Annotated in this window: 11 protein-coding genes; 9 read left to right on the forward strand and 2 right to left on the reverse strand. The window is 59.9% G+C overall.

Annotated elements, in window-relative coordinates; genetic code table 11:
- Nucleotides 1–6 precede the first annotated feature (6 nt).
- The 6 genes from adk (at nt 7) to GTU76_RS18750 (ending at nt 4,411) form a co-directional block, all read left to right on the forward strand.
- The gene (adk, locus tag GTU76_RS18725) at nt 7–657 is read left to right on the forward strand and encodes an adenylate kinase (RefSeq protein ID WP_008078383.1); all 651 of its coding nucleotides are present in this window, start codon (nt 7–9) and stop codon (nt 655–657) included.
- Between the two features lie 93 nt (nt 658–750).
- Nucleotides 751–1,425 (forward strand): tRNA (adenosine(37)-N6)-threonylcarbamoyltransferase complex dimerization subunit type 1 TsaB, encoded by a 675-nt coding sequence (gene tsaB, locus GTU76_RS18730; protein ID WP_016983306.1) that lies wholly within the window; start codon nt 751–753, stop codon nt 1,423–1,425.
- 254 nt (nt 1,426–1,679) lie between these two features.
- Nucleotides 1,680–1,988: a hypothetical protein gene (locus GTU76_RS18735; RefSeq protein WP_008078387.1), complete on the forward strand. Its 309-nt coding sequence runs from the start codon at nt 1,680–1,682 to the stop codon at nt 1,986–1,988.
- The gene (locus tag GTU76_RS18740) at nt 1,988–2,848 is read left to right on the forward strand and encodes a DUF72 domain-containing protein (protein WP_180699298.1); all 861 of its coding nucleotides are present in this window, start codon (nt 1,988–1,990) and stop codon (nt 2,846–2,848) included. The genes GTU76_RS18735 and GTU76_RS18740 overlap by 1 nt, the downstream gene beginning before the upstream one ends.
- Nucleotides 2,849–2,879: 31 nt before the next feature.
- The gene (locus GTU76_RS18745) at nt 2,880–3,716 is read left to right on the forward strand and encodes an isocitrate lyase/PEP mutase family protein (protein WP_180699300.1); all 837 of its coding nucleotides are present in this window, start codon (nt 2,880–2,882) and stop codon (nt 3,714–3,716) included.
- Between the two features lie 2 nt (nt 3,717–3,718).
- Nucleotides 3,719–4,411, forward strand: a complete 693-nt coding sequence (locus GTU76_RS18750) for an extensin-like domain-containing protein (protein ID WP_026000489.1) — start codon at nt 3,719–3,721, stop codon at nt 4,409–4,411.
- Nucleotides 4,412–4,414: 3 nt separating this feature from the next.
- On the opposite strand, the gene GTU76_RS18755 is transcribed toward GTU76_RS18750, so the two are convergent.
- Complete coding sequence (locus GTU76_RS18755; protein ID WP_180699302.1) at nt 4,415–5,035, reverse strand: energy transducer TonB; 621 nt, start codon at nt 5,033–5,035, stop codon at nt 4,415–4,417.
- 92 nt (nt 5,036–5,127) lie between these two features.
- Here GTU76_RS18755 and GTU76_RS18760 point away from each other — a divergent pair, with 92 nt between their 5' ends.
- Nucleotides 5,128–5,910 carry a class I SAM-dependent methyltransferase gene (locus GTU76_RS18760; protein ID WP_026000488.1) on the forward strand — a complete coding sequence of 261 codons (783 nt, stop codon included), beginning with the start codon at nt 5,128–5,130 and terminating at the stop codon, nt 5,908–5,910.
- A gap of 105 nt (nt 5,911–6,015) precedes the next feature.
- On the opposite strand, the gene GTU76_RS18765 is transcribed toward GTU76_RS18760, so the two are convergent.
- Entirely contained in the window at nt 6,016–6,651 is a 636-nt protein-coding gene (locus GTU76_RS18765) for a TetR/AcrR family transcriptional regulator (protein ID WP_016983601.1), read from the reverse strand.
- Between the two features lie 94 nt (nt 6,652–6,745).
- Here GTU76_RS18765 and GTU76_RS18770 point away from each other — a divergent pair, with 94 nt between their 5' ends.
- Nucleotides 6,746–7,846, forward strand: a complete 1,101-nt coding sequence (locus tag GTU76_RS18770) for an efflux RND transporter periplasmic adaptor subunit (protein WP_123594900.1) — start codon at nt 6,746–6,748, stop codon at nt 7,844–7,846.
- 6 nt (nt 7,847–7,852) lie between these two features.
- A complete protein-coding gene (locus GTU76_RS18775) occupies nt 7,853–10,921 on the forward strand; it encodes an efflux RND transporter permease subunit (protein WP_180699303.1) in 3,069 nt (1,022 codons plus the stop codon).
- Nucleotides 10,922–11,268: the final 347 nt, after the last annotated feature.

Here is an 11,268-nt window from a genome sequence, read left to right on the forward strand (position 1 = left end):
CATCTAATGCGCGTCATTCTGCTGGGAGCTCCCGGGGCCGGTAAAGGTACTCAGGCTAAGTTCATCACCGAAAAATTCGGCATTCCACAAATTTCCACTGGCGACATGCTGCGTGCAGCGGTCAAGGCCGGTACTCCACTGGGCGTGCAAGCCAAGAGCATCATGGATGCCGGCGGCCTGGTGTCGGATGACCTGATCATCGCACTGGTTCAGGATCGCATCGCTCAGCCAGACTGCGCCAACGGTTTCCTGTTCGACGGCTTCCCGCGCACCATTCCGCAGGCTGAAGCGTTGGTAACTGCCGGTGTTGAGCTGGACGCGGTAGTTGAAATCGCTGTTGAAGACGAAGAAATCGTGCAACGCATCGCCGGTCGTCGTGTTCACGAAGCCAGCGGCCGCGTTTACCACATCGTCTACAACCCGCCGAAAATCGCGGGTAAAGACGACATCACCGGCGAAGAGCTGGTACAGCGCAAGGACGACACCGAAGAAACCGTGCGTCATCGCCTGTCGGTCTACCACTCGCAGACCAAGCCGCTGGTGGAGTTCTATCAGAGCCTGTCCGCCAAAAACGCTGGCAAGCCGAAGTACAGCCACATCCCGGGCGTTGGTTCGGTCGATGCGATCACCGCCAAGGTGCTGGCCGCGCTGAGCTGAAAAGTCTGATCGGCTGCATCATCCACGGCCCGCTTGCGGGCCGTAGTTGTTTATACTGACGCACTTTTTCCCTCCCCTGTTTTGGAAACATCGATGAGCACCTTGCTGGCCCTGGACACCGCGACTGAAGCTTGCTCCGTTGCCTTGCTGCATGACGGCAAGGTCACGAGCCATTACGAGGTGATCCCACGCCTGCACGCGCAGAAGCTGCTGCCGATGATTCAGCAACTGCTGGCCGACGCTGGCACCACGCTGCAAGCGGTTGATGCGATTGCTTTCGGTCGCGGACCGGGCGCGTTTACCGGTGTGCGGATCGCTATTGGTGTGGTCCAGGGTCTGGCGTTCGCGCTGGATCGCCCGGTGTTGCCGGTGTCCAACCTTGCCGTGCTGGCCCAGCGCGCATTGCGTGAACATGGCGTGAGTCAGGTGGCGGCGGCCATCGATGCACGGATGGATGAAGTGTATTGGGGCTGCTACCGCGAAACAGCGGGGGAGATGCGGCTGGTCGGTGCCGAAGCGGTGTTGCCACCGGAAGTCGCTGCGCTGCCGGCGGATGCCAGTGGTGAGTGGTTCGGCGCCGGCACCGGTTGGGGTTATGGCGAGCGGATCGCGGTCGAGCTGACCGGCTCGGATGCGGGCATGCTGCCCCATGCCGAAGACCTGCTGACGCTGGCGCGTTTTGCCTGGGAACGCGGCGAGTCGATCCCGGCGGATGACGCACAACCGGTTTACCTGCGCGACAAAGTCGCCACCCCGAAAGCCCGCTGATTCACCACAAACCCTGTGGGAGCGAGCTTGCTCGCGAAGGGTGTCTCAGTCTCGATCTGCTTCTCCGACACACCGCCTTCGCGAGCAAGCTCGCTCCCACAGGGAACTGAGTCGCCCGCGAATCCAGCCAATCGTCAGTTTCCAACCCCCCGCTTTAAACCTTTTGCGCTTTATGTGTTCTAGTTATCACTCGGCGGTTTGCTAAGTCGGTCAAGTGCCGCTAAATTGCCATCATCGATACCGAGCATGAAATTATGCGTATAGACGGCCTTTCCTCTCAGTCCTACCCCATCAAGCGCAAGCCTCGCAAAGGCAATGTGACTGTGGATGAGTCCGTCGACGATATCGACGGCGAGCTGGAATTCCCGACTGAAGAGCAACTGGCCGCCCGCGCTGCCAAAGCCTCGGCCCAACGCCTGAGCAATCTGCCTGCCCGTCAGCAAGACATGATCTACCACCGTGCGATGAAAAAGAGCGTAGCAATGGCCTTGGCCAGCTACCTGAGCACCGCCGGTTTTGTCGATTGGGATGCAGACGTGCTGGGCCTCGATCTGTACATCTGATGGATTTGCCTTACTACCTCGGTTGCCCGTCCTGGAGCGAAAACGCCTGGCGCGAGTATCTGTACCCGGTAGACGCCAAAACCTCCGATTTCCTCGGTCTTTATTCGCAAGTGTTCAACGCCGTCGAAGGCAACACGACCTTCTACGCCAGTCCATCGCCCGCCACTGTGCAGCGTTGGGCCGAGGTCATGCCCGAACACTTTCGCTTCACCGCCAAATTTCCCGGCGACATCAGCCACAGCGGTGATCTGCGCGACCAGCTGACCGCCGCAGAAACTTTCCTGCAATTACTCAAGCCCCTCGGTGCGCGCGTCTCGCCGCTGTGGCTGCAATTGTCGAAAAGCTTCACGCCGCAGCGGCTGCCGGAACTGGCGGCGTTCATCGATGCGCTGGATTGCCCGCTGGCAGTGGAAGTGCGCCATGAACAGTTCTTCGCCAAGGGCGAGAGCGAACGCCTGCTCAATCGCCTGCTGCTGGACCGTGGCGTGGAACGCATCTGCCTCGACCCGCGTGCGCTGTTCAGTTGCCTGTCGACTGAGTCCTCGGTGATTCACGCGCAATCGAAGAAACCGCGAGTGCCGACGCGTCCGGCGGCGTTCACACAGTTTCCGCAAGTGCGCTTCATTGGCCATCCCGAGCTTGAGGCTAACGATAATTTCCTTGTGCCGTGGGTGGCGAAAATCGCCGAGTGGATTGAAGAGGGCCGTACGCCGTACATCTTCCTGCACACCGCCGACAACCTGTTGGCGGCAAAACTGGCGCAACGTTTTCACACGCAATTGATGCAACGTTTGCCTGGCCTGCCAGCGCTGCCTGAGCTATACAGAGAGCCCGCCGCCGAGCAGCTTGACCTGCTCTGAGGCGGAATTTTTCCTGCCCGGGAGCCAGCCGATGGACGCCTCAGCCCTTCAAGAACAAACCCGTAAGGCCCACGCCTTCAAAGCCCTGCATGAACGTTCGGGGACTTTCGTCATTCCCAATCCGTGGGACGCCGGCTCGGCAAAAATGCTCGCGAGTCTCGGCTATCAGGCCTTGGCGACGACCAGCGCCGGCTATGCGTTTTCCCAGGGCAAGGCTGACGGTGCCTTGAGTCTTGATGAGACCCTGGCCAATGTCCGCGCGATTGTCGCGGCCACCGATTTGCCAGTGGCGGTGGACCTGGAAAACGGTTTTGCCGATGACCCGGCCGAAGCCGCGAAAAGCCTGATTTGTGCAGCCGAGGCGGGTGCGGTCGGTGGCTCGATCGAAGACGCCACGGGCCGTGCAGACGCGCCGATCTATTGCTTTGAACACGCCGTGGCGCGTATCGAAGCTGCGGTCGCCGCGGTGCGCACGTTGCCATTCCCCTTCATCCTGACTGCCCGTGCGGAGAATTATCTGCACGGCAATCCCGATATCAACGACACCGTTCGCCGCTTGCAGGCCTTCGCCGAGGCCGGCGCTGACGTGTTGTACGCGCCAGGTTTGCGCAACGCCGAGGAAGTGCTGGCGGTGGTGCGCGCGGTGGCGCCGAAACCGGTCAACGTGCTGATGTCCGGCGGTTTGAAACTGACCGTGCAGGAGTTGCAAAACATGGGTGTGCGGCGGATCAGTACCGGTTCGGCCTTGGCGTTGGCAGCGTTCGGCGAGTTTTTCCGCGCCGCTGAAGAGATCCAGCAATCCGGCACCTTCGGCTTTACCTCGCAGTCGATGCCGTACGCCAAGGCCAATCAGTTCTTCAAGGGTTGAGCATGGGGCGATGGATTGCGCTAAGCGTCCTGTTGATCATCGGCGGCGCGTTGATCAGTGTCTGGCGCGGTTGGCTGGACGTGCCGTCAGAATGGAATCCATGGGCGCCGCTGGACGTCAAAGCCACGCCCAATTGGCTGACCGGCTACAAGCTGATGCGTTTGCGCAGCGACCCACAACTCTGTGCGCAAGCGTTGAGCAGCTCTGACTTGCGCGTCACGCGTCAATCCGACAGTCCTGACGCCAAGTGCCCGCTGATCGGCGCCCTGCGCGTACAGGGCGGTGAGGTGGCGCTGAGCAGCAGTTTCCTCGCCAGTTGTCCGCTGGCGGTGGCCTACGCGATGTTCGAGCACCATTCGCTGCAACCCGCAGCACAGTCGGTTTACGGTCAGAAAGTCGTACGCCTCGATCATCTCGGCAGCTTCGCCTGCCGCAATGTCTACAACCGCGAAAGCGGCGCGCTCAGCCGTCATGCCAGTGCTGATGCGCTGGACATTGCCGGGTTTCGTCTGGCCGACGGCCGCAGCATCAGCGTACTCAGGGACTGGCCCAGGCAAAATCAGGACGCGCAGTTTCTCCGTCAGCTGCGCGATGGCGCCTGCGAGGCATTCAGTGTGGTGTTGAGTCCGGATTACAACGCCGCCCATCGCAATCACTTTCATGTCGATGTCGGCCGCTGGAGCGTGTGTCGCTGAGGTTTAGGCGGCGAGGCGCAGGTTCTGCAGAACGATCGGACGGGCCCAGCCATTATCGAAGTCCAGCGCTTTCTGTTGCTCGACGATTTCTTCTGGCGGGAACGGCGGGTAGGGCTTCTGCATCAGGTCGAGGTCGAACTCGGCAATCGGCAGGTACAGTGGTTTCTTCTGCGGGGCCGGGCCAGGTTCTGGTGTTGGCTGACCATTGTTGATCACCACCGGACGCACCCAACTGCTGTCGAAATCCTGTTGCTCTTGCTGAGCCTTGAGTTCTTCAGGCGGGAACGGTGGGAATGGCTTGTCCAGCAGGTCCATTTCGAATTCGGCGATTGGCAGGAACAATGGCTCCGGCGGACGCACTTCGGTTTCGACTACATCGCACTCGCGCTGACTGACGATGTGCGCGTGCAACTCGCTGCCGATGGTCGGTTCTACCGGGCTGCTCAGGTCAACCGGTGGAAACGTGCCGCAGGCAGGCACCACTTCACTCGTCTGTTCGGCCATTGCCTGGGCAAAGAAATCCTGCCACAGGTGACTGACGCCGCTCAGTGCTTGAGTGTTGTGACGGCTAAAGTCGCCATGGGGCGAGATGTAGCCAATCGATGTGAGAAGAATGCCTGACATTTTTTTCGGTTGACGCTCAGCTCTGGCAAAATGCGCGTTGAATGAATTATCGGCGGTTTTTGCCGATCCTTGAATTTTTGAGCGTGTTTTCCATGATCGAGCAACCCGCGGCCTGCCGCATCCATGTCGAAGCCCTCGGCGCGACGTTTGAAGCGCAAGCGCAGCAGTGGGCCGAATGCCTCGGTCTGCCGCGTGAAGTGGCGGACGGCGAGTTCGCCTTGCAGGTTGGCGAACAGGGTTTGCAACTGCAACAGCTCGGCCCGGATGCACCAGGGCCGGTGCGGGTCGACTTCGTTGAAGGCGGGGCGGCGCATCGGCGCTTGTATGGCGGCGGCAGCGGGCAGATGATTGCCAAGGCCGTCGGCATCGCCCAAGGCGTGCGCCCGCGCGTGCTGGATGCCACGGCGGGGCTGGGCAAGGATGCTTTTGTGCTGGCCAGTCTCGGTTGCGAAATGAGTCTGATCGAGCGCCAGCCGCTGATTGGCGCGCTGCTGGAAGATGGTCTGGCGCGAGGCGCGGAAGATTTCGATGTCGCGCCGATCGTGGCGCGGATGAAGTTGCTCAAGGGCAACTCCATCGAAGTCATGCAGAACTGGGAAGGGGAGCCGCCGCAGGTGATCTATCTCGATCCGATGTTTCCGCACCGTGAGAAAACCGCGCTGGTGAAGAAGGAGATGCGTCTGTTCCGGCCGCTGGTGGGCGATGATCCGGATGCGCCGGCGCTGTTGCAGGCCGCTTTGGCTCTGGCGACGCACCGGGTGGTGGTCAAGCGCCCGCGCAAGGCACCGTGCATTGCGGGGCCGAAGCCGAGTCATGCGCTGGATGGCAAATCCAGCCGGTATGACATTTACCCGAAGAAAGCGCTCAAGGCTTAAGACCGAGGCGCCCCCATTCGCGAGCAAGCTCGCTCCCACATTTGAAATGCATTCCAATGTGGGAGCGAGCTTGCTCGCGAAGGCGTCCCCCCAGACACCACAGAATCAGGGGCGATAGGCGCGCATAAACAAAGCCACCACTTCCTCAATATGGCTCTCCGCAGCCTCTTCGCTCAACGGCTCCCCACAGCCATACAACAGCCGAAAATTCCCCGCACCCTTGATCAGGCAGAAGAAATGCTCAGCGGCATTGCGCGGCAGATCAATGCTCAGCGCACCGGTCTCGTGAATGCGCGTCAACAACCGCTCCATCCCTTGCACCATGCGCTGCGGGCCGGCCTCGAAGAAGATCAGCGACAGGTTCGGATCCTGACTGCCGAGGGCCATGATCAAGCGGTGCAGATTCACCGACTCATCGCTGTTGATCAGCTGGTGAAAGCCTCGCGCAATGTTCAGCAATACATTTTCCACAGCGATGCCTTCGGGCAATTCGAAGAACAGTGGCGGTAATTGCTCTTCGCATTTGGCCACCACGGCGGCGGAGAACAGCGTCTCCTTGTCGTTGAAATGGCTGTAGACCGTCAGCTTCGACACGCCAGCCTCGCTGGCCACCGCGTCCATGCTGGTGTTGGCATAGCCATGACTCAAAAACAGAATTTTCGCCGCGTCGAGGATGGCCTGGCGCTTGGCCAGATCCTTGGGGCGGCCCGGGCCGTTTGGAGCTGAAAGATTGTTCGACATTCTTCGCTTTTAATACTGGACTGGTGAGTTTGCTATTAATAACATACCCGCCAGTATAATTATTCCAAGCACCATTAGCGAAAGGTCCGTCACCATGTTCCGCCATGCGTTGTCCCTCGCGTTGCCAGTGAGTCTGGCGTTCCTTTTGTCAGCATGCGGTCAGGAAGAGGCGACGCAAGTCACCGTGCGACCGGCCATGGTGGTGCAGCCAGAGCCTTCGGCCCAGGCGATGGAAAGTTATCCGGGCGAGGTACGCGCCCGCTATGAACCCGATCTGGCCTTTCGTATTGGCGGCAAAGTCAGCCGACGACTGGTCGATGAAGGTCAGCGTGTGAAGGCTGACCAACCGCTCGCTGAACTCGATCCACAGGACGTGCGTCTGCAACTGGAAGCCACCCGTGCTCAGGTTGCCGCCGCCGAAGCCAATCTCAATCTTGTGCGCGCCGAGCGTGATCGTTACAAAACCTTGATGGATCGGCAGATGGTCAGCCGCTCGGCTTACGACAACGCCGAAAACCTTTACCGTTCCGGTGAAGCCCGCCTTAAACAAATCAAAGCCGAATTCAACGTATCGACCAATCAGGCCAGTTACGCCGTGTTGCGTGCGCCGCAGGATGGCGTGGTGGCCAAGCGTTCGGTCGAGGTGGGGCAGGTCGTCGCCGCCGGGCAAACCGTGTTTACCCTCGCCACCGATGGCGAGCGCGAAGTGCTGATCAGCCTGCCGGAGCAGAGCTTCGGCCGCTTCAAGGTCGGTCAGCCAGTGACAGTCGAACTGTGGACGCAACAGAACCAGCGCTTCGCCGGGCAAATCCGCGAACTGTCGCCCGCCGCCGATCCACGCTCACGCACTTTTGCTGCGCGTATTTCCTTCACCGGCGGCAAAGTCCCGGCCGAACTGGGCCAGAGTGCCCGGGTGTTCGTGCAATCGGCTGACAGCGTTTCCCTGTCGGTGCCGCTTTCGGCACTCACTGCGGAAAACGGTGCAACCTACGTGTGGGTCGTCAATGGCAACAACACCTTGAAGAAAACCCCGGTGCGCATCGGTCCGTTTGGCGAGAAAAGCGTGCCGGTGCTCGAAGGCTTGAACGCCAGTGACTGGGTGGTGGCTGCTGGCGTGCATGTGTTGCTTGAAGGGCAGCAGGTGCGTCCGGTGGATCGCTCCAACCGTGTGGTCAATCTGGCGGACAAGGAGTAAATCCCGATGCGCTTCAACCTTTCCGAATGGGCGCTGCGTAATCGCCAGATCGTACTGTTCCTGATGCTTTTGCTGGCCATCGTCGGTGCGTTGTCCTACACCAAACTCGGCCAGAGTGAAGACCCGCCGTTTACTTTCAAAGCCATGGTGATTCAGACACGTTGGCCAGGGGCGACCGCGCAAGAAGTCTCGCGGCAGGTCACCGAACGCATCGAAAAGAAACTGATGGAAACCGGCGAATACGAACGCATCGTGTCGTTCTCGCGTCCCGGTGAATCGCAAGTGACGTTCATTGCCCGCGACTCGATGCATTCCAAGCAAATCCCTGATCTTTGGTATCAGGTGCGCAAGAAGGTCAGCGATATTCGCCAGACCTTGCCGCCGGATATTCAGGGGCCGTTTTTCAACGATGAATTCGGCACCACGTTCGGCAATATCTATGCGCTAACGGGGGACGGTTTCGATTACGCGGTGCTCAAGGATTACGCCGATCGCATCCAGATCCAGCTGCAACGGGTCAAGGACGTCGGCAAGGTCGAACTGCTCGGTTTGCAGGACGAAAAAATCTGGGTCGAACTGTCCAACGTCAAACTGGCGACCCTCGGCTTGCCGCTGGCAGCAGTGCAACAGGCGCTGCAAGAGCAGAACGCGGTCTCGACCGCCGGGTTCTTTGAAACCGGTAGCGAGCGCTTGCAGCTACGGGTCTCGGGGAATTTTCAGACGGTCGAGGAGATAAAAAACTTTCCGATCCGCGTCGGTGATCGTACGTTCCGCATCTCCGATGTGGCCGATGTGCGTCGCGGTTTCAACGATCCACCGGCGCCGCGCATGCGCTTCATGGGCGAAGATGCGATTGGTCTGGCGGTGGCGATGAAGGATGGCGGCGACATTCTGGTGCTCGGTAAAGCGCTGGAAGGCGAGTTCTCGCGCATCCAGAAAAACCTTCCGGCCGGTATGCAATTGCGCAAGGTTTCCGACCAGCCGGCGGCGGTGAAAACCGGGGTCGGCGAGTTCGTTCAGGTACTGGTCGAAGCGTTGGCGATTGTCTTGCTGGTGAGCTTCTTCTCCCTCGGCGTGCGTACCGGCATGGTCGTCGCGCTGACCATTCCGCTGGTGCTGGCGATGACCTTCGCCTGCATGTATTACCTCGGCATCGGCCTGCACAAGATCTCTCTTGGCGCGTTGGTGCTGGCGCTGGGTTTGCTGGTGGACGACGCGATCATTGCTGTGGAAATGATGGCGATCAAAATGGAGCAGGGCTTTGATCGCATCCGCGCGGCGAGTTATGCCTGGACCAGCACCGCATTCCCAATGCTCACCGGTACGTTGATCACTGCCGCCGGGTTCTTGCCGATTGCCACGGCGCAGTCCGGCACTGGCGAATACACCCGGTCGATCTTTCAGGTAGTGACCATCGCGTTGCTCGCGTCATGGGTGGCGGCGGTGGTGTTTGTGCCGTATCTGGGGGAAAAACTGCTGCCGGATCTGGCGAAAATTCATGCGGTCAAACACGGCACCGGCGATGGCCAGCCTGATCCGTATGGCACGCCGTTTTATCAGCGCGTTCGACGCTTGGTGGAATGGTGCGTGGCGCATCGCAAGACCGTGATCGTGCTGACGGTCGGGCTGTTTATCGCCTCGGTGATGTTGTTCCGCTTCGTGCCACAGCAGTTCTTCCCGGCTTCCAATCGACTGGAGTTGATGGTCGACCTGAAGCTCGCTGAAGGTGCGTCGTTGGCCAATACCACCGGTGAGGTGAAACGGCTGGAGGCGATGCTCAAGGAGCATGCCGGCATTGATAATTACGTCGCCTATGTTGGCACGGGGTCGCCGCGTTTCTATCTGCCGCTGGATCAGCAATTGCCGGCGGCGAGCTTCGCGCAGTTTGTGGTGTTGGCGAAAACCATCGAGGAGCGGGAAGCACTACGCAGCTGGTTGATTGAAACGCTTAACGAGCAGTTCCCGGCATTGCGTTCGCGGGTTACGCGGTTGGAGAACGGTCCGCCGGTTGGCTATCCGGTGCAGTTCCGCGTCACCGGTGAACACATCGAAGAAGTCCGAGCGTTGGCGCGCAAGGTGGCGGCCAAGGTTCGCGAGAACCCGCATGTGGTCAATGTGCATCTGGATTGGGAAGAGCCGAGCAAAGTCGTGTACCTGAATATCGATCAGGATCGTGCCCGGGCGCTGGGTGTGAGCACGGCCAATCTGGCGAAATTCCTCCAGAGTTCGTTGACCGGGTCGAGTGTCAGTCAGTATCGCGAAGACAATGAGTTGATCGAGATTCTGCTGCGCGGCACGGTGCATGAACGTACTGAGTTGTCGTTGTTGCCGAGCCTGGCGGTGCCGACGGATAACGGCCGCAGTGTGGCGTTGTCGCAGATTGCCACGCTGGAATATGGCTTTGAGGAAGGGATTATCTGGCACCGCAATCGCCTGCCGAACGTGACCGTGCGGGCGGATATTTATGGCAAGGAGCAGCCGGCGACGCTGGTGAAGCAGATCATGCCGACGCTGGATTCGATTCGTGCCGAGTTGCCGGATGGCTATTTGCTGGATGTCGGCGGCACGGTGGAGGATTCCGAGCGTGGGCAGAAGTCGGTGAATGCCGGGGTGCCGATGTTCATCGTCGTGGTGCTGACGCTGTTGATGGTGCAGTTGCGCAGTTTTTCGCGCACGGCGATGGTGTTTTTGACGGCGCCGCTGGGGTTGATCGGGGTGGTGCTGTTTTTGATGGTGTTCCGCCAGCCGTTCGGGTTTGTGGCGATGTTGGGGACGATTGCGCTGTCCGGGATGATCATGCGCAATTCGGTGATTCTGGTGGATCAGATCGAGCAGGATATCGCTTCCGGGCTTAGGCCTTGGCAGGCGATTATCGAGGCTACGGTTCGACGCTTCAGGCCGATTGTGTTGACGGCGTTGGCGGCGGTTTTGGCGATGATTCCGTTGTCACGGAGTGTGTTTTTTGGGCCGATGGCGGTGGCGATCATGGGGGGGTTGATTGTTGCGACTGCGTTGACGCTGTTGTTTTTGCCAGCGTTGTATGCGGCCTGGTTCCGGGTTCGTCGGGAGGGTTGATTCTTGTGTGACGTGGCGGCCTTCGGGCCGACCATGTTCTTGGGGTTTTGGGTGTATATCCGTTTCTGCGGGTGCTGCCGCTGGCGGTTTCGCTTTTACAGCGAGTCCCTTTGGCAAACGCCCCAAAGGAACCAAAGGTCTGTGCCCTGACGTTCGGCCCGCTCGCTGGGGCTCGGGGTTCCTTCGCTCCGGGATCGATCCGGGGGCATCGCTTCCGGTTTGCTTCGCTGCACCTACTTTCGATGTGTTCGACTTCGTCGAACGGTCGCTGCGCTCCCACCCCCGGATCAATCCCTCCACTCAGCCTGCCGACGGGCTTCCAGATCAAGATCAAAAGCCGCAGCCGA

It is taken from the genome of Pseudomonas crudilactis (assembly GCF_013433315.1).
Classification (GTDB): domain Bacteria; phylum Pseudomonadota; class Gammaproteobacteria; order Pseudomonadales; family Pseudomonadaceae; genus Aquipseudomonas; species Aquipseudomonas crudilactis.

Coding starts and splice junctions, on each gene's coding strand:
- adk (WP_008078383.1), top strand. CDS start 7: ATGCGCGTCATTCTGCTGGGAGCTCCCGGGGCCGGTAAAGGTACTCAG.
- tsaB (WP_016983306.1), top strand. CDS start 751: ATGAGCACCTTGCTGGCCCTGGACACCGCGACTGAAGCTTGCTCCGTT.
- GTU76_RS18735 (WP_008078387.1), top strand. CDS start 1,680: ATGCGTATAGACGGCCTTTCCTCTCAGTCCTACCCCATCAAGCGCAAG.
- GTU76_RS18740 (WP_180699298.1), top strand. CDS start 1,988: ATGGATTTGCCTTACTACCTCGGTTGCCCGTCCTGGAGCGAAAACGCC.
- GTU76_RS18745 (WP_180699300.1), top strand. CDS start 2,880: ATGGACGCCTCAGCCCTTCAAGAACAAACCCGTAAGGCCCACGCCTTC.
- GTU76_RS18750 (WP_026000489.1), top strand. CDS start 3,719: ATGGGGCGATGGATTGCGCTAAGCGTCCTGTTGATCATCGGCGGCGCG.
- GTU76_RS18755 (WP_180699302.1), bottom strand. CDS start 5,035: ATGTCAGGCATTCTTCTCACATCGATTGGCTACATCTCGCCCCATGGC.
- GTU76_RS18760 (WP_026000488.1), top strand. CDS start 5,128: ATGATCGAGCAACCCGCGGCCTGCCGCATCCATGTCGAAGCCCTCGGC.
- GTU76_RS18765 (WP_016983601.1), bottom strand. CDS start 6,651: ATGTCGAACAATCTTTCAGCTCCAAACGGCCCGGGCCGCCCCAAGGAT.
- GTU76_RS18770 (WP_123594900.1), top strand. CDS start 6,746: ATGTTCCGCCATGCGTTGTCCCTCGCGTTGCCAGTGAGTCTGGCGTTC.
- GTU76_RS18775 (WP_180699303.1), top strand. CDS start 7,853: ATGCGCTTCAACCTTTCCGAATGGGCGCTGCGTAATCGCCAGATCGTA.